Consider the following 21,233-nt stretch of genomic DNA (forward strand, 5'->3'; position numbering starts at 1 on the left):
CTCCTTCGGACGGATGACGGGCGTTGTCGAGGGGCGCGATCCCTGCCGGGAAAGCCGGCGCGGGAAACGTCAGGCCGCCGCCGCGCCCTTGGCCCGCAGGGGCCCGACCACGGCGTCGCCGATGCGCAGGCGCAGGCGCTCCACGTCGTCGGCGTTGTTCGAGATCAGGTCGGTCACGTCGCCGTCGACCAGGGCGTCGACATGGCGGCAGCGACGGCGATGCGTGCCCGCGGGGCAGGAGCAGCGCAGATAGGGGCCGTCCCCGCCGTCCTCGTAGGCCACCACGTAGCGGTTGCCGGTGCGACCCCGCATCGAGAAGCGCAACGCGTCCGCCGGACCAAGCGCGGCCGCGCCCGCCACCCGCAGGGCCCGGGTGGAGGTCGACCGGGCGAAGTCGCGGGTCATGTCGCGCCGGGGGGCAGCGGAGGGGCGGATCGGCGTCAATCCGAGGCCGCGGACGAGGTCGGCCACGTCCCGGGCCCCGGTCTCCCGTAGGGCCGCGAGCGCGATCTCCGCGCAGGCATAGGCGTCCTCGCCCGCATCGTGGTGCTCGAAGCGGATGCCGAGGCGGCTGGCGACCTTCGACAGGCCGCAGCCGGCCGGATCGGGAAACAGGCGCCGGGCGATCTGGAGGGTGCAATGGCCGGTCAATGCCGGCACCGGCTCGCCCCAGGCGGTGAGCGAGGCGGCGAGCACGCCCATGTCGAAGCCGGCATTGTGGGCCAGGACGAGCCCGCTCGCGAGATCGGGCAGGAACGGGGCCATGGCTTCGGGGAAGGTCGGTGCCGCGCGCACGTCGGCGGGCAGGATGCCGTGGATGCGGATGTTGCCCGGCGAGAAGCGCATCTGCGGCGGCCGGATCAGCCGGGATTCCCGCCGCACCACGCGGCCCGCCTCGATCCAGGCGAGCCCCACCGCGCAGGCGCTGTCGCGCCGCTCGTTGGCGGTCTCGAAATCGATCGCGACGACCTTCATCGAGGGAGATTAGGGGGCGGAGGAACCGGCCCGCAAGTCGGGATCCCGCGCGCCAGCCCCGACGGGCCGGCGCGGACACCCGTCAGAAGGCGTAGCTGACACCCGCGAGCACGGTGTTGGTCGAGGTCCGGAGCTTGCCCTTCGACCCCTCGGCAGCCCAGCTATAGGACTGCGATCCGAAATCGGCGTAGCGATATTCGACATGCGCGCGCCAGCGATCGAACAGCTTGGTCTCGACGCCGGCGCCGACGGTCCAGCCGGTGCGGGTGTTCGAGGCTCTGTAGGCGGTCCCGAACAGGCCGCTCACCGTGTAGGAGGCAGTCACGCGCTCGTCGAGCAAGGCGAGGCCGCCGGTGACGTAGCCGAGCAGGGTGGGGGTGAACAGGTAGCCCGCCCTCACGCGCACCGTGGCGTCCCATTGATGGCGGACCGAGAGGGTGCCGGTGGCGAGAACGACGGACGGGGCCACGGCGAGGGCGGCGGTCGCGGTCTGCGGCGGCGGCGTGACCGCCCCGAGGAGGCTCTCGCTCACCGTGCGCCGGCCGTCGCCCCACGAGAAGTCGCCGAGCACGCCGACCACGAAGGACGGGCCGATCTGGAGGTCGTAGCCGACCCGGGGACCGCCCACGGGGGTGTCGAGATCGAAGCGGCGGTCGGCCCTCACGGTGCCGTAGGCCAGCTCGAACAGGGTTCCCTTGCCATTCGCCTCGTCGAAGCGATAGCCGCCCTGCACGCCGACATGAAAGCCGGTCCAGCTCGGGAGAACGAGCGGGGCGCTCGGCGGAACGGAGCGGATCGGAAGGTCCGCGGCCGAGGCTCCGGCACTCTCGAACACCATCAGCGTGGCCAAGCCCGCCGCCATCACCGCGTATCGCATGTCAGTTCCCCGCTCGACATCCCCGAGGCGAGACACCGAATGGCGCAAGAATTTACCCGTATGGTTAACGTCCGGTAAATTTCGGCAGGAAACGGCTCCGGTTGTCGGACAGCAACCGTCTCGGCACAGGGAGGGCTGATCGAGACCCGACGGGGCGGGTCGTGGATTTGTTCAGTCGTCCCCCCGCGGCGGCCCATCGATGCGACCCTGCCCGGCCGGCCGTCGGTCCCTCACCTGGGCACCGGGCCCCCGAGCCTTGTTCGCAGAGGTAACGGCCAGAGAGACGCCGTCCCGCCCGCGCGCCGATGGTCTACCCCGCCTCGCCGAGCTGCCGGTCGAAGATCGTCCGCACCTCCCGCCGCTCGGCCTCGAGCTGGGCGAGGAGCGCCCGCGCGTCGGGGAGGTTCGCCGCGCGGGCGAGCCGGGCCTGCGCCACGGGGGAGGCCCGGGTCGGGTCGCCCTCGACCATGAGGCGCTGCCATTGATGCACGTCGTCGAGAAGCCGGTAGGCGCTACCGAGGCGCTCGGCCGCGCCGCATGCGAGGAGCCCGACCTCCGCCGCGCGGGCGAGCACGGACGGGGCATCGCGGCCGATCAGGTCGGGATGCCCGTGGGCATGGGCCAACACCAGGGCCTGGGCCAGGAAATCGAGGTCGAGCAGGCCGCCGGGGGCGAGTTTGAGGTCCAGAGGCCCGTGGTCGCCCTTCTCGCGCTCGACGGTGGCGCGCATCGCCCGCACGGCGGCATAGACCTCCGCCGGGTCGCGCGGGCGGCACAACGCCGCGCGGATCGTCGCCTCGGCTTCCGCCGCGAGGCCCGGATCGCCCGCGACCACCCGGGCACGAGTGAGCGCCATATGCTCCCACAGCTCCGCTTCGTCGCGCTGGTAGCTGCGGAAACTGCGGAACTGGGTCGCGGTCGAGCCCTGGCCGCCGCCGGGGCGCAGGCGCAGGTCGACCTCGTAGAGCGTGCCGCGCCGGGTCGGGGCGGTGAGCGCGGCGACGAGGCGCTGGGTCAGCCGGTTGTAGGCGACCGCCGCGTCGAGGCGCTTCGGCCCGGCGCTGGTGCGGTCCTCCGGGTCGAAATCGTAGAGCACGACGAGGTCGAGATCGGATTCCGCCGTGAGCTGCCGGCTGCCGAGGCGGCCGCAGCCGAGCACGACGAGGCGCCCTCCGGGCACCGCCCCGTGCTCGGCGTCGAACTTGTCCATCACGGCTTCGAGGGCCGTGGTCACGGCCGCGTCGGCGATGGCCGAGAAGGCCTCGCCCGCCGCTTGCGGGGGCACGATGCCCGACAGCAGCCGGGCGCCCGCGACGAAGCGGAGCTGGCGCGCCGCGTCGCGGCTGCGGTCGAGGAAGCCCTCGAACCCGTCGGGCCGGCCGAGCAGGGTTCGGTAATGGGCGCTGACGGCGCCGGGATCGATGACGGGATCGCCGAAATCCGGGTCGATCACCGCGTCGAGGACATGCGGGCTGAAGGCCACGGTGCCGGCGAGCCGCGGGGCGCTGCCGAGAAGGTCGGCGAAGAGCAGCCGCAGGCGCTCGTGCTCGCGCAGGATGGTCAGGAGTTCGACCGCCGCGGGCATCCGGCCGAAGGCGCGGTCGAGATTGGCGAGCGCCGCGTCCGGATCCGGCGTGCCGGCGAGGGCCTTGAGGAGGGCCGGGACCAGTTCGGTCAGCACCTCGCGGGCGCGGGGGCTGCGCACGGCCGCCCGGCGCCCGAAATGCCAGCCCCGCACGGTCTCGGCGGCGGTCTCCGGCTCGCGGAAGCCAAGGCTGCGCAGGGTGGCGAGCGTCGCCGGATCGTCGCCCGAGCCGCTGAAGACGAGATCGCCGACCTCCGAGGAGAGATCGGGGGCGGCCTCGAACAGCAGCGCGTAGTGGGTCTGGACCCGACCCGCATGCTGCAGCAGCGCGGTCTCGAAGGCGAGCCGGTCGGCAAATCCGGCAAAGCGGGCGAAGGCGTCGAGTTCGGCCCCGTCGGTGGGCAGCCGCTGGGTCTGCTCGTCGCGCACCATCTGCAGGCGGTGCTCGATGGTGCGCAGGAAGGCGTAGGCCGCCGCGAGCTCGTCCCGGGCGGTCTCGGAGATCCAGCCATCCGCCTGAAGGGCTGCGAGCATCGCCACCGTCGACCGCCCGCGCAAGCCGGGCCGGCGTCCGCCGAAGACGAGCTGCTGGGTCTGGACGAAGAACTCGATCTCGCGGATGCCGCCGCGTCCGAGCTTGATGTCGTGGCCGGCCACCGCCAGCGCCGCGTGCCCGCGCACGGCGTGGATCTGGCGCTTCATCGCATGCACGTCGGCGATGGCGGCGAAGTCGAAATATTTGCGCCAGACGAAGGGGCGCAGCTCCGCCAGGAACCGCTCGCCCGCCGGGATGTCGCCCGCGATCGGCCGCGCCTTGATGAAGGCCGCCCGTTCCCAGTTCTGCCCCGTCGTCTCGTAGTAAACATAGGCCGAGGCGAGGCTCATGGCGGTCGGCGTCGAGCCCGGATCGGGCCGCAGGCGGTAATCGACGCGGTGGACGTAGCCGTCGCGGGTCCGCTCCTGGAGGAGCTTGGCCGCGCCCTGGGCGAGGCGGGTGAAGAACGGCGTCGGCTCGAGCCCGTCCTTCAGCGGCGCCACCTCCGGGTCGAAGAAGACGATCAGGTCGATATCGCTCGAATAGTTCAGCTCCCGTCCGCCGAGCTTGCCGAGCCCGAGCACGACGAGGCCGGACCCGGCTTGCGGATCGTCCGGGTCTGCCGGATGGAATCGGCCCGAGGCGGCGGCCTGGCGCAGCAGGGCATCGAGCGCCGCGCCGACGGAGGCGTCGGCGAAGTCGGACAAGGCCGCCGTCACCCGCTCCAGGGGCCAGCGCCCGCCGATATCCGCGAGCGCCACGAGGAGGGCGTGCTCGGCCCGGTTCCGGCGCAGGCGCGCGCCGACGGCCTCCAGGTCGGGCGGTCCCGCCGGCCCCGGTCGCCCGGCCGCCCGCTGGTCGGCCAGGAGCCGCGCGTCGGCGGCCTCGGGGGATTCCTGGAACAGCCGCGCGACCCGCTCCGGATCGCGCAGGGCGAGCGACCACAGGAAGGGGGAGTGGTCGGCGAGCGCGAGCAGCAGCGCGCGGGCCGGCCCAGCGCGAAGGGGCTCCGGCAGCGCCTCGGCGATCTCGGCCCACCGGCTCTCCGCCGCGGCCGGGTTCGCCAGCGGCGGAGCGGCGCCGAGGCCGTCGATCAGGGACCGATCGTCTCCGGCTTGGGCATTCTGCCCGTTCTCTCGCCTGGTCATACCGATTCGAAGCGTCCGGAAGCGCCGCCGGTTGGCGGCCCTGCCCATCAAACGCGCAAAGCGGCCAGCTTCAAGGGGCCGGTCCACCCTGATTCTCCCGGCGTCGTCGCGGCTATGCCGCCCGCAGCTTCGTCACGAAGCCGCGCACCGTCTCGGCCAGCGCGTCGCATTCGCCGGCGAGCCGCGCGGAGGCGTCGAGGCAGGGAGCGGCCGCGGCACCGGCGACGTCGGCGGAGCGGGTCAGGCCGTCGAGATGGCCCGCGACGGCGCCGGTGCGCCGGGCGGCGCGCTCGGCGTTGTCGGCGATGGCATGGGTGGCCTCGCTCTGGCCCTCGACCGCGGTCGCGACCGAGCGGGTGATGACGCCGAGATCCTCGATCGTGCCGCCGATCCGGCCGATGGCCGCCACCGCCTGATCGGTCTGATCCTGGATCGCGCGGATCTGGGCCTCGATGTCCTGGGTGGCGCGGGCGGTCTTGCCGGCGAGCGCCTTGACCTCGCCCGCCACCACCGCGAACCCCCGGCCGGAGGCGCCGGCCCGCGAGGCCTCGATCGTGGCGTTGAGCGCCAGAAGGTTGGTCTGCTCGGCGATGGCGCCGATGAGCGTGACGATCTGGTTGATGCGTTGGGCCGCCTCGGACAGGGCGCGCACGGTCTCGTGGGTCTGGCCCGCCTCGTCGGTCGCCCGGCCGGCGACCTGGGCGGCGCGGGCCATATGGGCGCCGATCTCCTGCACGGAGGTCGAAAGGCTGGCGGCGGCGGCGGCCACGCCCTGTACGTCGCGGGCGGTCTCCTCCGAGGCGGCGCAGAGCGCGGTGACGCGCTGCGCCGTGTCGCTCGCCGCCGCGGTGAGATCCTGCGAGGACCGCCGGATGTGGCTCGCCGTGTCCGCGGCCTGCCGCACGAGACGGTCGACGCTGCCCTCGAAGGCCTCGGCCAGCGCGTCCGCCGTGCGGCGGTTGGCGGCCTGCGCCTCGGCTTCGACCGCCACTTGGCGGGCATGGGCCTCGACCTCGGCGGACCGCGCGGCGCCCGCCTCGTTGATCGCGCGGGTCGACAGGAGGAACAGGCTGACGAGCTTGGCGCTGAGCCATGCGAGCACCGCCGTCTCCAGCACGACGATGACGGCATGCAGCAGCACCCGATTGAAATCCGCGCCGTCCGGGTAGACCGCGGCCGGCAGGAGGAGGTTGAGCGCGAGGTGATGCACGGCGGTGGCCCCGGCGGCGGCCATCAGCACGCGCCAGTCGCAATAGACCGAGAGCACCGCGAGCGCGGCGAAGAAGTACATGTGCAGGTCGAGCTGCCAGGCATGGCCCGCCATGGCCTGCACCAGCAATGCGACCATGCCGACGAGGGCGACCGCGATGGTCGCGCGGGTGGCGAGGACCTCGCCCTTCCAGCGCCAGATCGCGGTGGCCGCGGCGGCGAGGCCGAAGGCCGCCATGCACGGCGGCAGGGCCGCGCTGCCGCGCGCCAGCGCGATGCCCAGGACGAGCGGCACATGGAGCCAGATGAGGGCGATCAGACCACGGCTTGCGGCCCGGCGAAGGCTGTCGAGGTCGTGCGATGAGAAAACGGTCATGGCAGGCGGTTCCGGGTAGGCAGGCAAAGGCCGAGGCCCCTGGGGTCGAACAGGAGGACGGAGCCGGCACACCGCAATCGGTCGCCGAAGCCGGGATCGGAAGATTGTGTGACGACGCGGCCGGGCAGGGCACCCACCTGCAGCACGGCGCCGCCCGAGGAGACGGCGGCGTTCAGGCTCGCGGTGCCGTCCCACCCGGGCGGGAACAGAGCCGACCCCGGCCCGCCGGCTCCGGACCCAGCGACGCGGCCCCGACAAGGCTTGCCGCCAGGACGGCCTCCGGCAGGAGCCAGGGCGCGGCGTCGATACGGGGCGCGATCGAAGGCATGGCGTCAACGGCCCCTTGGGGCGGTCCCCTGAGAGGGGCCCGCGCTAAAAATAACATGAGATAAGTTAGTGGGCGTTTCCCTTAAGCCCCCGTTACGCGCAGCGTTGAACGGCCTGACCCGGGATGTATCGCCACAGGCGAGGCCGTCCGGGACATTGACGGCGAAGGTTGTGGGTACACCGATCGGGTCGGCCGCCGAGGTGGACGCTGGCCTTCGGAAAAAATCCAAGCAAAGCCGGCGCTTGGCGGATTCACGCGGAGCCGCTCCTCAGAACGGATGCGGGTCGCCTGTCACGCGGAGGCGGTTCGAGGGGAAGGGCCACGTGGCACGCCGCGGGTCCGATCGTCCGCTGATCGAGCGTACAAGCGGACGGGTCGTGTCAGGGGGACGCGCATATCGGGCGCGGGGTGCGCCGGCCTCGATCAGGGCCAGGCGATCGGCAGCGTCGGGGCCACCCAGAGACGGTGCCGGCCCGACGCGCTCCCGGTTGCCCGAGACGGGCAGGTCCGGCTCCGCGGAGAGGGTCAGGCGCAGGTCCGGCTCCGTGGCCGGCGGCGCGAAAAGTTCAGTCCCCCTCTCGGACGATCGTGCCGGCGTCGAAGGTCCGGGCGCCGGCACGCCCTGTTTGTTCCGGCGTCGTCTCGGCTGGGGCGCTCTCCTCCGAAGTGGACACCGGTTCGGCTCAAGAGAGCGCGACACAACGAAAGACTGAGATCCGTGCTCACGGTTCAACGTGATGGGGCACGGCTCTAGGCTGCCCGCAGGGTGGAGACGAAGCGGCGCACCGTCTCGGCCAGCGCGTCGCATTCTCTGGCGAGCCGCGAGGAGGCGTCGAGACCGGAGGCCGCGGCGGTGCCGGTGAGGTCGGCGGAGCGGGTCAGGCCGTCGAGGTTGCCCGAGACGGCGCCGGTGCGCCGGGCGGCGCGCTCGGCGTTGTCGGCGATGGCATGGGTGGCCTCGCTCTGGCCCTCGACCGCGGTCGCGACCGAGCGGGTGATGACGCCGAGATCCTCGATCGTGCCGCCGATCCGGCCGATGGCCGCCACCGCCTGATCGGTCTGATCCTGGATCGCGCGGATCTGGGCCTCGATGTCCTGGGTGGCGCGGGCGGTCTTGCCGGCGAGCGCCTTGACCTCGCCCGCCACCACCGCGAACCCCCGGCCGGAGGCGCCGGCCCGCGAGGCCTCGATCGTGGCGTTGAGCGCCAGAAGGTTGGTCTGCTCGGCGATGGCGCCGATGAGCGTGACGATCTGGTTGATGCGTTGGGCCGCCTCGGACAGGGCGCGCACGGTCTCGTGGGTCTGGCCCGCCTCGTCGGTCGCCCGGCCGGCGACCTGGGCGGCACGGGCCATGTGGGCGCCGATCTCCTGCACGGAGGTCGAAAGGGTGGCGGCGGCCACGCCCTGCACGTCGCGGGCGGTCTCCTGGGAGGCGGAGGAGAGCGCGGCGGTGCGCTGCGCCGTGTCGCTCGCCGCCGCGGTGAGATCCTGCGAGGACCGCTGGACGTGGCTCGCCGCGTCCGCGGCCTGCCGGACCAGGCGATCGACGCTGCCCTCGAAGGCCTCGGCGAGGGCGTCCGCCGAGCGGCGGTGGGCCGCCTGTATTTCGGCCTCGAGCACCCTCTGGCGGGCATGGGCCTCGACCTCCGCGGCCCGCGCCGCGCCCGCCTCGGCGAAGGAGCGAGCCGACTCGAAAAACAGGCCGACGAGCTTGGCGCTGAGCCATGCGAGCACCGCCGTCTCCAGCACGACGATGACGGCATGCAGCAGCACCCGATCGAAATCCGCGCCGTCCGGGTAGACCGCGGCCGGCAGGAGGAGGTTGAGCGCGAGGTGATGCAGGGCCGTGGCCCCGGCGGCGGCCACCAGCACGCGCCAGTCGCAATAAACCGAGAGCACCGCGAAGAAGTACATGTGCAGGTCGAGCTGCCAGGCATGGCCCGCCATGGCCTGTACTAGCCATGCGACCATGCCGACGAGGGCGATCGCGACGGTCACGCGCGTTGCGAGGACCTCGCCCATCCAGCGCCAGGTCGCGGTGGCCGCGGCGGCGAGGCCGAAGGCCGTCAGGCCCGCCGGCAGGGCCGCACTGTCGCGCGCCAGCGCGATGCCCAGGACGAGCGGCACATGGAGCCAGATGAGGGCGATCAGACCACGGCTCGCAGCGCGGCGGAGACTGTCGAGGTCTTGCGGCAAGCTGAGGGTCATGGCTGGCGCCTTCCGGCAGGGAGACAGAGGCCCAGGCCCTTCGGATCGAACAGGAACAGGGCGCCCGCTGCCCGCAGGCGGCCGTCGAAGCCGGGATCGGGCGATTGCGTGACGACCAGGCCGGGCACGGCGCCGACCTGCAGCACGGCGCCCCCTGCCGTGACCGCTGCATTCAAGCTCGTGGTCATGCCCCACCAGGGCGGGAACAGAGCCGCCACCGGCCCGCCCGGCTGCGCCGTTCCCGGATTCAGCAACGCCGCCCCGAGAAGGCTCGCGGCCAGGACGGCCCCCGGCAGGAGCCAGGATGCGGCGTCGGTGTGGGGGGCGGTGGCGGACACGGCGTCGATGGTCCCGTAGCGCCGTTCCCCGCAGGAAACTGCGCGAAAGATAACATAGGATGCATTGTCGCGCCCCCAAGTCTTAAGGCCCGGTTACGACCTGCGCGTGCAGCGCTCCGTCCCGCGATCTGTCTGGAGATCGAAGCCGCCCGGCGAGACCGGCCCTGCGCGGGGGGCAGAACGATTCCCGCTCCGGCTCAGTCCGCGCAGCGGACCTGTCATCTGTCCGCGCAGCGGACCTGTCATGGGGGGCGCGCGCCGCGCGCGGGGTGCGCCGGCCTCGATCAGGGCCGGGCGAGCGGCAGCGTCAGGAGCACGGAGAGGCCGGGCCGGTTGTCGGCGAGCGTCAGGCTGCCGCCATGCAGGCGGGCGACGGCGTTGACGAGGCTCAGGCCGAGGCCGAAGCCCGGACGGGAGCGGGCCGCGTCGAGGCGCACGAAACGGTCGAGCACCCGGGCGCGCTCGGCCTCCGGGATGCCGGGCCCGCCATCGGCGACGTGGAAGGTGACGGCGTCGCCGGCCCGCCGCGCCGAGACCGTAATCGTGTCGGCACCGTACTTGATGGCGTTGTCGAGGAGGTTCGCCAGCGCCTGCCCGACGAGCTCCCGGTTGCCCGAGACGGGCAGATCCGGCTCCGCGGAGAGGGTCAGGCGCAGGCCCTGCTCCTCGGCCAGCGGCTCGTAGAGCTCGGCCACCTCGCGGACGACCGTGCCGGCGTCGAAGGTCCGGGCGGCGGCGTCGGGGGCGTTGCCGGCCTCGAGCCGGGCGATGGTCAGCAGCGCATTGAACACCCGGATCAGCCCGTCGCTGTCTTCGACGATCCCCTCGATCGCGGCGCGGAGTGCCTCGGGGGTCTCGGCGCTGCGCAGGGCCTCGTCGGCGCGGTTGCGCAGGCGCGTCAGCGGGGTCTTCAGGTCATGGGCGATGTTGTCCGAGACCTGCCGCATCCCGTGCATCAGTTCGCCGATGCGCTCCAGCATCAGGTTGAGGTTCTGGGCGAGCCGGTCGAGTTCGTCGCCGGTGCCGGCGAGCCGCAGGCGCCCATCGAGATCCCCCGCCATGATGGTGCGGGTGGTCTCCGTCATGTCGTCGACCCGCTTGAGCACCCGGCTCGCCACGAACCAGCCGCCGACCACGCCGAGCACCAGAACCAGGGCCAGCGACGAGCCGAAGGTGTTGCCGATGGCGTCGCGCAGCCGGTCGCGCTCCTCGGTGTCGCGGCCGACCAGAAGGCGGAATCCCCCCGCCAGAGTGTAGACCCGCATGATCGCCCGGTGCTCGACCCGGTCGGAATCCGCGCCGCGCTCGTAGGGACCCTCGTATTGTCCGGGCGTCGTCAGGACGCCGACGGGCACGCGGCTGACATTGCCGACGATCTGCTCGCCGGCGGGCGTGGTCACGAGGTAGAGCGAGGCGCCGGGCTCGCGCGCACGCCGCTCCACCACTGCGATCAGCCGCCGCAGGCCGCCGGCGGTGTACTGCTCGGACAGGCCGTTGATCTCGGCCTCGATCGTCGAGACGATCTGATCGTCGAGTACCCGGCGGGCATTCCAGGCGACGTAGCCGAGCCCGACGCTCGCGAGCAGCGCGAAGACGACGAGATAGGCCAGCGACAGCTTGAAGGCCGTCGTGCGGAACACCTTTCCGAGCCGGGCGAGCGGCCCTTCCCGGAGGGCTGCGGCGGTCGGAGTCACGGAGCGGGTGGCTCCTCGGCCCGGACCACGTAGCCCGCGCCGCGCACGGTGTGGATCAGAGGCCGCTCGTAGCCGCGGTCGATCTTGGCGCGCAGGCGGGAGACGTGGACGTCGATGACGTTGGTCTGCGGGTCGAAATGGTAATCCCAGACGTGCTCCAGCAGCATCGTGCGGGTCACCACCTGGCCGGCATGGCGCATCAGGTATTCGAGCAGGCGGAACTCGCGGGGTTGCAGCGGGATCTCGTGGCCCGCGCGGCTCACCCGGTGGGAGAGACGGTCGAGTTCGAGGTCGCCGACCCGGTAGCCGGTGGGCTCGTTCGTGCCCGCGGGGCCGGCCCTGCGCCGGGCCAGCACCTCGGTGCGGGCGAGAAGCTCGGAGAAGGCGTAGGGCTTGGGCAGGTAGTCGTCGCCGCCCGCCCGCAGCCCCTTCACCCGGTCGTCCACCTGACCGAGCGCCGAGAGGATCAGAACGGGCGTCGTGACCGCCTGCTCGCGCAGCGACCGCACCAGGGAGAGGCCGTCGAGCTTGGGCAGCATCCGGTCGACGATCAGCACGTCGTAGGCGCCCTCCCGGGCGAGGGCGTAGCCGTCGAGGCCGTCACCCGCCTGATCGACGCTGTGCCCGGCCTCGCGAAACGCCTTGGCCAAATAGGCGGCGGCCTCGCGGTCGTCCTCGATGATGAGCAGGCGCATGACGGCTCATTCGATGAAAGAGGTGCGCTACGCCCGACCGGGCCCGACCGGGGGACGGGCGCGGCGGGTCCGGTGGGCGAGGACGGACCAGGCCCGCCCTCGCCCGGCAAACGCCGTGCCGGCTCAGGCGCGGGAGGCGCCGACCGTCAGCTCCGGCTTGTGGTTGAGGGTCTGGAAGACGACGCAGTAGCGCTCGGTCAGCTTGAGGAGCTGGTCGAGCTTCTCCTGCGGGGCGTCGGTGTCGAGGTCGAACCGCAGGCGGATCGCCCGGAAGCCCACGGGGGCCTCCTTGTCGACGCCGAGGGTCCCGCGGAAGTCGAGGTCGCCCTCGGCGCTCACGGTGCCGGACTTCAGGGGGATTTCGAGGGCGGTCGCGACGGCCTTCACGGTCACGCCCGCGCAGGCGACGAGGGCCTCGAGCAGCATGTCGCCCGAGCACAATTCGGCGCCGGAGCCGCCGGTGGCGGGGTGCAGGCCGGCCACCGCGAGGGCCCGGCCGGTCTCGACCTTGCAGGCGATGTGGGTGTCGTCGAGCGCGCCCTTGGCCTTGAGGGTGACGACGGCGGAATCGGGGTTGTCGCGGTACTGGCCCTTGAGCGGGGCCTGGAGCGCGCGCAGGGCGGTGGCGTCCATCGGGCTTCCTCTTCGGTTGTTCTTGTCGACGAGGCCGCGACTTAGCGGCTTTTGCGCGTCCGCGACAGGTCAGAACGAGCTGCCGCCGGCGAGTTCCGGGGTCCGGGCCGCGTCGCGCGGGCGAAGCGAGCGGTCGAGGGCGCCGAGGATCGTGCGGGTGGCCGCCTCGCTGGCCGGAGCGGCGGGATCGCGCGGGCGGCGCAGCGGCAGCGCCACGCTCTCGTCGAGCCGGCCGGGCTTCGGGCGCATGACGATGGCGCGGTCGGCGAGGGCCACCGCCTCGGACACGTCGTGGGTGACGATGAGGACGGTGGGGCGCACCTCCTCCCACAGGGCGAGCAGGTGGCGATGCAGGTCCTTGCGGGTGAAGGCGTCCAGCGCCGAGAACGGCTCGTCGAGGAGGAGAACCCGGGGATTGGCCACGAAGGCTCGGGCGATGGAGACCCGCTGCTGCTGCCCGCCGGACAATTCCCGCGGCCAGCGGCCCGCATGCTCGGCGAGGCCGACCCGTTCGAGGGCGTGGGCGACCCTCTCGGCCCGCTCCCGCCGCGGCAGGTCGCTGACGCCGAAGCCGACATTGGCGGCCACATCGAGCCAGGGCAGCAGCCGCGGCTCCTGGAACACCAGCCCGACGCCCGGATGCGGCCCGGTGATCGGCTCGCCGTCGAGGGCGATGCGCCCCGCGCTCGGCCGGTCCAGTCCGGCGACGAGGCGCAGCAAGGTGGTCTTGCCGCAGCCCGAGCCGCCGATCAGCGCGACGATCTCGGCATTTGGGACCGCGAGATCGATGGCCTCGAGGGCGCGGGTGCCGTCGGCGTAGGTCTTGGAGAGGCTCTGGAGGCTCAGCATGGCGGGCTCACAGCGTCTCCCGCGCCGTGTCCTGCCAGCGCACCAGCGGGCTCGTCAGCGTCACGAGCGCCGTGTCGGCGAGCTTGCCGACGACGGCGAAGCTGATGATCGCGGCCAGGATCTGATCGGGCTTGCTGAATTGCTGGCCGTCGACCAGCAGGTAGCCGAGGCCCTCGGAGGCCCCCATCAGCTCCGCCGCCACCACGAACAGGAAGCCGAGGCCGAGCCCGGTGCGGAGCGCCGTCAGGGTCGCGGGCAGCACGGCGGGCAGGAGGATGCGCCGGGCCAGAGCCAGCGGCGACAGGCGGAAGATGCGGCCGACCTCGACGAGCTTGCGGTCCACCGAGGCGATGGCGCCGGCGACGCCGACATAGACGGGGAAGAACACCCCGACCGCGATCAGCGCGACCTTCGGGGTCTCGAGGATGCCGAACCAGAGAATGAACAGCGGCACCCAGGCGAGCGACGGCACGGCGCGCAGAGCCTGGAGGCTCGGATCGAGCAGCCAGCGCAGGGGAGGCAGCGTCGCGGTGAGCGCGCCGAACAGGATGCCGGCGCCCGCCCCGAAGGCGAAGCCCAGGCCGACGCGGATCAGCGTCGCCGCGACATGGGTCCAGAGTTCGCCGGACGCCGCGAGCGACCACAGGGCGGCGCCGATCCGGCTCGGCGGCGGCAACAGGCGCCCGGTGGCAAAGCCGGACGCGACCGCGATCTCCCAGGCCCCCGCGAGGAGGAGCGGCAGCAGCAGGCCGAGCAGCGCGCGCCCGCCCCCGCCGAGAAGGGCCGACCGGCGGGTCGACGCCGCTTTCGCCGGGGCGGCATCGGTGAGGAGGACGGTGGGGCCGCTCATGGATCGAGGTGAGACGTGGCTTCGTCGGCGGTTCGGGCGAGCCCTATAGCATCGAAACGGCCACGCGGCGGAAGGACCCGCGCCGACCGGCCGCGTCCACACAAGAAAACGGGCCCCGAAGGACCCGTGATCGTCGCGTTAGAGCTGCGGAAAAGCCTAGCGGTACGGGTTGCCGTAGCGCGAGACGTAGGAGGTCGGGTCGATCGCGTCGACGAAGGAGAGGTCGACGTTGCGGATCGCGCTCGAGCGGGCGCCGATGAACGGTCCGTTGGTGATCGGATCGGGCAGGATGCCGTTGCCGAAGCGATCGTTACGGCCGTAGACCGGGTTGAGCTGGTTCGAGGCCGCGATGAAGGCCGGGTTGGTGGCCGGGTTCGAGACCGAGCCGTTGCCCTGCTCCACCACGTTGCCGGCATCGAGCCAGGACCGCGGACGGATACGGATCGGCAGGGGCTGGCTCACGCGCACGTAGCCAGGATTGCCGTAGGGGCCCTGCGCCTCGGCGCTGGTCCCGAAGCCGATCGCGGCGAGGGTCATGGCGCCCAGAAGGGCGATCTTGGTCGAGCGCATGGCACACCTTGTTGATTGCGAGGAGACCGTATCGGGTCCTTCGTTAAGAATCCCGCTTTCTGCCGAGTAGACGCGTCAGCGTGGCCGTTGTTCCCGAATTATGGCCGCGCTTCGATTATTTCCGCCGCGTTTTTGCCGCAATCTGGCGGACGACGCCAGCTCCGGCGAGGGCGCCCAGTCCGGCGATCGATCCGGTACGGTCCGAGACCGCCGCCTTGGCGATCTCGTTGGATCCACATGCCTCCCCGCCGCGGGCCGGCTCGGCGCTCGACGGGGCGCCGGCCCCGAGGGTCGCGGCGACACGGCCCGAGAGCGTGATCCGGTCGATGGCGCAGGCGACCGCTCGCGGCTCGGGCGCCTGGCCGAGGATGCCGCAGAGCCAGCCGTCGAGATGCACCGCGCCGAGGTCGAGGCTGCGGAAGCCGGTGCAGGCCCGCGATCCCGCCCCGGCCAGGGTGATCTCCAGGGTCTCGACGGCGCCGAAGCGGGTCGCGACGACACCGCGCTCGCCGGTCCGGGTCACGGCGAGGCCGCGCCCGTCGGCGGCGCGTCGCACGAGGGCGACGTAGAGGCTCGGGGCCACTTCGGCCCGGATGCCGGTATCGGTGGCGGTGACGAGAAAATACGGCGCCTCGATCGCGTCGAAGCCGCCCTGGCTCACCCCGTCCTCCCGCCGGCCGAGGTTGGGGTCCCAGCGCGTCGGCTCGACCCGGGGGGGCAGGTCGGGATCCCTTGCGGCCAGAATCAGCAGGGGCTCGGACGCCGCGACCGCCCGGCGCGCGGCGGTCTCGTCGGCTCGGGCCGCCTCCGCGCGGGGCGGATCGGCCCAGGGGCGCGGCGGCTCGGGGCTGTGGATGCGGTCGCGGGCGGCGAGGGTCAGCCCCGTGATCAGCGCGGCGCAGGCGGCGAGCTTCAGGCCCAGCCGGGCGCGGGATAGGGGACGCGGCCGGTCGAGGCTGCGGACATCGCGCTCGTCCGCGACGAGGGCGTCGGGCTGATCGGGGAACATGCGCGTCCTCCAGCGGTGCGGGGGCCGGGCGGGCCCTCGCTGTGTGCCAGATGTGCCGCGACGCTTCCCACCGGGCGGTTGCCGGCGGCGGCGGTGTCCTCGTGATTCTCGGACGATGGTGAATCGCCGGTTGCAGACGCCCCGCGGCCTCACCGCCGCATCATCGGCCTGCGCCTCACCCCTTGACAGCCGGGGTCGGCCGGCATCTTGCTCCGGCCGCCGAAGCAACCCACCTCGCACCTGTCGGGGCGGGTGCTTCGGCCTATGGATTCCCCGCTTGATGCGCGGCGCCCCCGCCGGTCGATGCGGGGAGCGGGCCGTTCGCTCACGGAACGATCCGGGCCCGCGCAGCGGAGTTGGACAGATGGGTTACAAGGTCGCCGTCGTCGGAGCCACGGGCAATGTGGGCCGCGAGATGCTCGACATCCTGGCCGAGCGCGCCTTCCCGGCCGACGAGGTCGTGGCGTTGGCCTCGCGCCGCAGCCAGGGCCAGGAAGTCTCGTTCGGCGACAGGATTCTCAAGGTCAAAGTCCTCGACACCTACGATTTTTCCGACACCGATATCTGCCTGATGTCGGCGGGCGGCGAGGCTTCGAAGGAGTGGAGCCCACGCATCGGACAGGCCGGCTGCGTGGTGATCGATAACTCGTCCGCCTTCCGCTACGACGCCGACGTGCCCCTGATCGTGCCCGAGGTGAACGCCGACGCGATCGTGGGCTTCACCAAGCGCAACATCATCGCCAACCCGAACTGCTCGACGGCGCAGCTCGTCGTGGCGTTGAAGCCGCTCCACGAGGCGGCCACCATCAAGCGCGTCGTGGTCTCGACCTACCAATCCGTCTCCGGCGCCGGCAAGGACGCCATGGACGAGCTGTTCAGCCAGACCCGCGCCGTCTTCACCGCCGGCGAGGTGGTCACGAAGAAGTTTACCAAGCGCATCGCCTTCAACGTCATCCCGCACATCGATGTGTTCATGGAGGACGGCTACACGAAAGAAGAGTGGAAGATGGTCGCCGAGACCAAGAAGATGCTCGATCCCAAGATCAAGCTCACGGCGACCGCGGTGCGCGTGCCGGTCTTCATCGGCCATGCCGAGGCGGTGAACGTCGAGTTCGAGCGTCCGCTCTCGCCCGAGCAGGCCACCGAGATCCTGCGCAACGCCCCGGGCGTGCTCGTGATCGATAAGCGCGAGAACGGCGGCTACATGACCCCGCACGAGGCGGCGGGCGAGGATGCCACCTACATCTCCCGCATCCGCGAGGACGCCACGATCGAGAACGGCCTGAACTTCTGGTGCGTGGCGGACAACCTGCGCAAGGGCGCGGCGCTGAACGCCGTGCAGATCGCCGAGGTGCTGGTGAACCGCAAGCTCCTGACCAAGGCCCGTCAGGCCGCCTGACCCGCGCCCCTACAGGATCCGCAACGAACAACGCCGCCCTCCCGGGGCGGCGTTGTTCGTTCGGGCCGTGCCCGGAGCCGGGCAGGCCGAGCCTGCCGAGCGATCCCCTCGAGCGGACTCGAGGGATCGTCCGGAGGGCGGGCGCTCACATCCGCTGCGGCGCGGTCCCGCCGAGGTGGAACACCCGGTGGGGCACCAATTCGCCCCGCTCCACGTCGCCGACGGCCACGAGGGTGCCGCCGCAGGTGGCGTAGGCCTTGCCGCCCATCGGGGCATCCTGACCCCGCAGGATCACCGGCTGGCCGCGCATCAGGCGCAGGCCCATGTCGCGGCTCACGGCGACGGACGGGATCTCGTCCAGCGCCGTCTCGACGGGGTGGAGATGGCCCTCGTTGCTCTCCTCCAGATCGGCGACGCTGCAGGCGCCGGATTCGATGAAGGGCCCGACCCGGGTGCGGCGCAGGGCCGAGACATGGCCGTAGCAGCCGAGCATCCGACCGAGGTCGCGGGCGAGCGCGCGGACATAGGTGCCCTTGCCGCATTCGGCGGCGATCACCGTGCGGTCGCCGTCATGCTCGATCACGGAGAGGTGGTCGATGCGCACCTGCCGGGCCACCAGCTCCACCACTTCGCCGTCGCGGGCGAGGTCGTAGGCCCGCTCGCCCTGGATCTTGATGGCGGAATAGCGCGGCGGCACCTGCTCGATCTCGCCGACGAAGGTCGGCAGCGCCGCCTCGACCGCCTCGCGGGTCGGGCGCGCCTCGGACTGGGCGACGGGCTTGCCCTCGGCGTCGTCGGTGTCGGTCTCGACCCCCCAGCTCACCTCGAACCGGTAGGCCTTGCGGCCGTCCATCACGAAGGGCACCGTCTTGGTCGCCTCGCCCAAGGCGATCGGCAGGATGCCCGAGGCCAGCGGATCCAGCGTGCCGGCATGTCCCGCCTTCTTGGCGTTGAACAGGCGCTTCACGATGGCGACCGCCTGGGTCGAGGTGATGCCGACGGCCTTGTCGAGGACGACCCAGCCGCTCACGTCGTTCTTCTTCGGCCGGTCGTGGCGCGGGCGACCCCGCTGCGGCCGGCGTCCGCCTCGCGGCGGGCCGCCACCCTCGCGGCGGGCCTCGCCGCGCGGATCCTGCGGCGCCTCGGCGGCGCCCTCGGAAGTGATTTCGTCCTGCATCCTGTCCTCGATCGACGGGTGTCTTTGAAGGGAATCGTCCCGTCATCGGGCCCGTGGCCGGGCCCGGTCTCGCAAGGGGCGGGAAGCCGCCCCGTTCGTAGATCGCGGGGTGGGCGATCGCCCGGGATCGATCGTCTCGAATCGACCGTGTTGGATCAATCGCCTTCGATCAAACCCCTTGAATCAATCGCCTTGGATCAATCGTCCTGGGCGGGATCCGTTTCGTCGCGCGGGCCGCTCTCGAGATCGCGCTGGACCTTGTCGCTCCGGAGAAGCTGGTCGATGCGCGCGGCCTCGTCGAAGGTCTCGTCGCGGCGGAAGCGCAGCTCGGGGGCGAATTTCAGGCTGACCCGCCGAGCCACCTCCTGGCGCAGCACCTTCCGGTTCCGTTCGAGGGCGGCGATCACCGGCGCCTCGTCCTGGCCGCCGAGCGGCATCACGTAGGCGGTGGCGAGCTTGAGGTCCGGCGACATGCGCACCTCGGGCACGGTGACGATGTGGGAGCCGAGCACGGGGTCCTGGATGTCGCCGCGCTGGAGCACCTCCGCCAGCGCGTGGCGCACGAGTTCGGCCACGCGCTGCTGGCGCTGCGTGGGGCCGGTGGGAATCTGCTTCTGGGCCATCGGATCTTCGAGCGGAGCCTTCCGGCTCGGATAGAAAGGGAACGGGGCCGCGGCTCTCGCCGCAGCCCCGCTGTCCGATGAGCGGTAGGGGAGAACCGCTCAGAGGGTGCGCTTGATTTCCTCGACGTTGAAGCACTCGATGAAATCGCCCACACGCATGTCCTGATAGTTCTGGAAGGACATGCCGCACTCGTAGCCGGCGATGACTTCCTTGGCGTCGTCCTTGAGGCGCTTGAGCTGGGACAGCCGGCCCTCGTGGATCACCACGTCGTTGCGCAGCAGGCGGACATGGGCGCCGCGCTGGACCACACCTTCCATGACCCGGCAACCGGCGATCTTGCCGACCTTCGACACGTCGAAGATCTGCAGGATCTGCGCCTCGCCCAGCCGCTCCTCGCGAAGCGTCGGCGGCAGCATCCCCGACAGCGTGGCTTTGATGTCGTCCACGAGGTCGTAGATGATGCTGTAGTAGCGGATCTCGGTGCCGTCGCGCTCGGCCGCGTTGCGGGCTTCCTTATGGGCCCGAACGTTGAAGCCGATCACCACCGCCTTGGAGGCGTTGGAGAGCGTGATGTCCGACTCGGTGATGCCGCCCACGCCCGAGAGCAGGATGCGCACGCCGACCTCGTCGTTGCCGAGCGCGGTGAGCGCCCCGACGATCGCCTCGACCGAGCCCTGCACGTCGCCCTTGATGATGATCGGCAGCTCCTTGCGGCCGGCGCCTTCCTTGGCCTCGCGCATCATGTCGATGAGCGAGCGGTTCGCGCCGCCGGTGCGGGCGTTCATGCGCTCGCGCTTGATCCGGGCGCGGTACTCGGTGACCTCGCGGGCGCGGGCCTCGTTGGGCACCACGATGACGCGGTCACCGGCATCGGGCGTGCCGTTGAAGCCCAGCACCTCAACTGGGACCGACGGCCCCGCATAGGGGATGTGCCGACCGGTGTCGTCGATGAGGGCGCGGATGCGGCCCCATTCGGCGCCGGCCACGACGATGTCTCCGGTGAACAGCGTGCCGCGCTGGACCAGGACCGTGGCCACGGGGCCGCGGCCGCGGTCGAGCTGGGCCTCGATCACGGTGCCCTCGCCGTCGCGCTTCTCGTTGGAGCGCAGGTTCATGATCTCGGCCTGGAGCTGCAGGCCCTCCAGCAGGTCGGGCAGGCCGTCGCCGGTCTTGGCCGAGACCTCGAATTCGAGGGTCTCGCCACCCATCGACTCGACCTGGATGTCGTGCTGGAGCAGCTCGGTGCGGACCCGCTGCGGGTTCGCGTCCGGTTTGTCGATCTTGTTGATCGCGATGATGATCGGGACGCCCGCCGCCTTGGCGTGCTGAATCGCCTCGACGGTCTGCGGCATGACCCCGTCATCGGCCGCCACCACGATCACGACGATGTCCGTCACCTTGGCGCCGCGGGCGCGCATGGAGGTGAAGGCCGCGTGGCCGGGGGTGTCGATGAAGGTGATGAGGTCACCCGACGGCGACGCCACCTGGTAGGCACCGATGTGCTGGGTGATGCCGCCGGCCTCGCCCTCGACGACGTTCGCCTTGCGGATCGCGTCGAGCAGCGACGTCTTGCCGTGGTCGACGTGACCCATGATCGTGACGACCGGCGGACGCGCCTCGAGATCCTCCTCGAGATCCGGCTCGTCGGAGCTGAGACCCTCCTCGACGTCCGACTCGGCGACGCGGCGCACGGTGTGGCCCATCTCCTCGGCGATGAGCTGGGCCGTATCCGAGTCGATCACGTCGGTGATCTTGTGGATCTGGCCCTGCTTCATCAGCAGGCGGATGACGTCCACGGCCCGCTCCGACATGCGGTTGGCGAGTTCCTGGATGGTGATGGTCTCGGGGATCGTCACGTCGCGGGCGATCTTCTCCTTGGGCTCCTCGTGCCGGTGCCCGCTCATCCGCTGTTGGCGGCGGCGGAACGAGGCGACGGAGCGCGTGCGCTCATCTTCGCCCGAAGTGGCATTGGCGATGGTGAGGCGGCCACGGTTACGGTCGCCGCCCGGGGACTTCGGCGTCTTGGGCGGCGTGATGATCTTGAGGGGCATGCCCGGACGGCGGATCACGCGCTTCGTGTCCGATTCGTCCTCCATCGCCGGAGCGCCGGGACGCGCGGCGGGACGGCCCGCGGTCGCCGCGCCGGCGGGGCGG

General features: G+C 71.8%; 17 protein-coding genes. 1 reads left to right on the forward strand and 16 read right to left on the reverse strand.

The window, feature by feature from the left end:
- Positions 1-69: 69 nt before the first annotated feature.
- The 13 genes from LW587_RS17780 to LW587_RS17840 form a co-directional block, all read right to left on the reverse strand.
- Positions 70-975 carry a 3'-5' exonuclease gene (locus LW587_RS17780; RefSeq protein WP_232630927.1) on the reverse strand — a complete coding sequence of 302 codons (906 nt, stop codon included), beginning with the start codon at positions 973-975 and terminating at the stop codon, positions 70-72.
- Between the two features lie 82 nt (positions 976-1,057).
- Entirely contained in the window at positions 1,058-1,852 is a 795-nt protein-coding gene (locus LW587_RS17785; RefSeq protein WP_232630928.1) for an outer membrane protein, read from the reverse strand.
- A 310-nt stretch (positions 1,853-2,162) separates the two neighbouring features.
- On the reverse strand, positions 2,163-5,120 hold the full coding sequence (locus tag LW587_RS17790; RefSeq protein ID WP_232630929.1) for a bifunctional [glutamine synthetase] adenylyltransferase/[glutamine synthetase]-adenylyl-L-tyrosine phosphorylase: 2,958 nt from the start codon (positions 5,118-5,120) through the stop codon (positions 2,163-2,165).
- Positions 5,121-5,232: 112 nt separating this feature from the next.
- Positions 5,233-6,705 carry a methyl-accepting chemotaxis protein gene (locus LW587_RS24070; protein ID WP_269780345.1) on the reverse strand — a complete coding sequence of 491 codons (1,473 nt, stop codon included), beginning with the start codon at positions 6,703-6,705 and terminating at the stop codon, positions 5,233-5,235.
- A 1,078-nt stretch (positions 6,706-7,783) separates the two neighbouring features.
- A complete protein-coding gene (locus LW587_RS17800; RefSeq protein ID WP_232630930.1) occupies positions 7,784-9,241 on the reverse strand; it encodes a methyl-accepting chemotaxis protein in 1,458 nt (485 codons plus the stop codon).
- The gene (locus LW587_RS17805) at positions 9,238-9,579 is read right to left on the reverse strand and encodes a hypothetical protein (RefSeq protein ID WP_232630931.1); all 342 of its coding nucleotides are present in this window, start codon (positions 9,577-9,579) and stop codon (positions 9,238-9,240) included. The genes LW587_RS17800 and LW587_RS17805 overlap by 4 nt, the downstream gene beginning before the upstream one ends.
- A 284-nt stretch (positions 9,580-9,863) precedes the next feature.
- Entirely contained in the window at positions 9,864-11,273 is a 1,410-nt protein-coding gene (locus LW587_RS17810; RefSeq protein WP_232630932.1) for a sensor histidine kinase, read from the reverse strand.
- Complete coding sequence (locus LW587_RS17815; RefSeq protein ID WP_232630933.1) at positions 11,270-11,968, reverse strand: response regulator transcription factor; 699 nt, start codon at positions 11,966-11,968, stop codon at positions 11,270-11,272. The genes LW587_RS17810 and LW587_RS17815 overlap by 4 nt, the downstream gene beginning before the upstream one ends.
- A gap of 123 nt (positions 11,969-12,091) precedes the next feature.
- The gene (locus LW587_RS17820; protein ID WP_232630934.1) at positions 12,092-12,601 is read right to left on the reverse strand and encodes an OsmC family protein; all 510 of its coding nucleotides are present in this window, start codon (positions 12,599-12,601) and stop codon (positions 12,092-12,094) included.
- A 69-nt stretch (positions 12,602-12,670) separates the two neighbouring features.
- Positions 12,671-13,450, reverse strand: a complete 780-nt coding sequence (locus LW587_RS17825; protein ID WP_232630935.1) for an ABC transporter ATP-binding protein — start codon at positions 13,448-13,450, stop codon at positions 12,671-12,673.
- Between the two features lie 7 nt (positions 13,451-13,457).
- Positions 13,458-14,300 (reverse strand): ABC transporter permease, encoded by an 843-nt coding sequence (locus LW587_RS17830; protein ID WP_232630936.1) that lies wholly within the window; start codon positions 14,298-14,300, stop codon positions 13,458-13,460.
- A gap of 156 nt (positions 14,301-14,456) precedes the next feature.
- Positions 14,457-14,870, reverse strand: a complete 414-nt coding sequence (locus LW587_RS17835; protein ID WP_232630937.1) for a hypothetical protein — start codon at positions 14,868-14,870, stop codon at positions 14,457-14,459.
- A 115-nt stretch (positions 14,871-14,985) separates the two neighbouring features.
- Positions 14,986-15,879, reverse strand: a complete 894-nt coding sequence (locus LW587_RS17840) for a hypothetical protein (RefSeq protein WP_232630938.1) — start codon at positions 15,877-15,879, stop codon at positions 14,986-14,988.
- Positions 15,880-16,243: 364 nt separating this feature from the next.
- Between LW587_RS17840 and LW587_RS17845 the strand changes: the two genes are divergently transcribed.
- Positions 16,244-17,278 (forward strand): aspartate-semialdehyde dehydrogenase, encoded by a 1,035-nt coding sequence (locus LW587_RS17845; protein ID WP_232630939.1) that lies wholly within the window; start codon positions 16,244-16,246, stop codon positions 17,276-17,278.
- Between the two features lie 145 nt (positions 17,279-17,423).
- Here the strand turns inward: LW587_RS17845 and truB are convergent, their stop codons facing one another.
- From truB to infB, 3 genes are all read right to left on the reverse strand, one after another.
- Positions 17,424-18,455 carry a tRNA pseudouridine(55) synthase TruB gene (truB, locus tag LW587_RS17850; protein ID WP_232630940.1) on the reverse strand — a complete coding sequence of 344 codons (1,032 nt, stop codon included), beginning with the start codon at positions 18,453-18,455 and terminating at the stop codon, positions 17,424-17,426.
- 197 nt (positions 18,456-18,652) lie between these two features.
- Complete coding sequence (rbfA, locus tag LW587_RS17855; RefSeq protein WP_232630941.1) at positions 18,653-19,078, reverse strand: 30S ribosome-binding factor RbfA; 426 nt, start codon at positions 19,076-19,078, stop codon at positions 18,653-18,655.
- 99 nt (positions 19,079-19,177) lie between these two features.
- Positions 19,178-21,233: translation initiation factor IF-2 (infB, locus tag LW587_RS17860; protein WP_232630942.1), on the reverse strand; the 2,056-nt coding region annotated here is incomplete at its 5' end.

The organism is Methylobacterium sp. Leaf118 (assembly GCF_920984675.1).
Classification (GTDB): domain Bacteria; phylum Pseudomonadota; class Alphaproteobacteria; order Rhizobiales; family Beijerinckiaceae; genus Methylobacterium.

Bases quoted from the DNA above. Each gene is read 5' to 3' on its own strand.
- LW587_RS17780 (WP_232630927.1), bottom strand. From the start codon at position 975: ATGAAGGTCGTCGCGATCGATTTCGAGACCGCCAACGAGCGGCGCGAC.
- LW587_RS17785 (WP_232630928.1), bottom strand. From the start codon at position 1,852: ATGCGATACGCGGTGATGGCGGCGGGCTTGGCCACGCTGATGGTGTTC.
- LW587_RS17790 (WP_232630929.1), bottom strand. From the start codon at position 5,120: ATGACCAGGCGAGAGAACGGGCAGAATGCCCAAGCCGGAGACGATCGG.
- LW587_RS24070 (WP_269780345.1), bottom strand. From the start codon at position 6,705: ATGACCGTTTTCTCATCGCACGACCTCGACAGCCTTCGCCGGGCCGCA.
- LW587_RS17800 (WP_232630930.1), bottom strand. From the start codon at position 9,241: ATGACCCTCAGCTTGCCGCAAGACCTCGACAGTCTCCGCCGCGCTGCG.
- LW587_RS17815 (WP_232630933.1), bottom strand. From the start codon at position 11,968: ATGCGCCTGCTCATCATCGAGGACGACCGCGAGGCCGCCGCCTATTTG.
- LW587_RS17820 (WP_232630934.1), bottom strand. From the start codon at position 12,601: ATGGACGCCACCGCCCTGCGCGCGCTCCAGGCCCCGCTCAAGGGCCAG.
- LW587_RS17825 (WP_232630935.1), bottom strand. From the start codon at position 13,450: ATGCTGAGCCTCCAGAGCCTCTCCAAGACCTACGCCGACGGCACCCGC.
- LW587_RS17830 (WP_232630936.1), bottom strand. From the start codon at position 14,300: ATGAGCGGCCCCACCGTCCTCCTCACCGATGCCGCCCCGGCGAAAGCG.
- LW587_RS17835 (WP_232630937.1), bottom strand. From the start codon at position 14,870: ATGCGCTCGACCAAGATCGCCCTTCTGGGCGCCATGACCCTCGCCGCG.
- LW587_RS17840 (WP_232630938.1), bottom strand. From the start codon at position 15,879: ATGTTCCCCGATCAGCCCGACGCCCTCGTCGCGGACGAGCGCGATGTC.
- LW587_RS17845 (WP_232630939.1), top strand. From the start codon at position 16,244: ATGGGTTACAAGGTCGCCGTCGTCGGAGCCACGGGCAATGTGGGCCGC.
- truB (WP_232630940.1), bottom strand. From the start codon at position 18,455: ATGCAGGACGAAATCACTTCCGAGGGCGCCGCCGAGGCGCCGCAGGAT.
- rbfA (WP_232630941.1), bottom strand. From the start codon at position 19,078: ATGGCCCAGAAGCAGATTCCCACCGGCCCCACGCAGCGCCAGCAGCGC.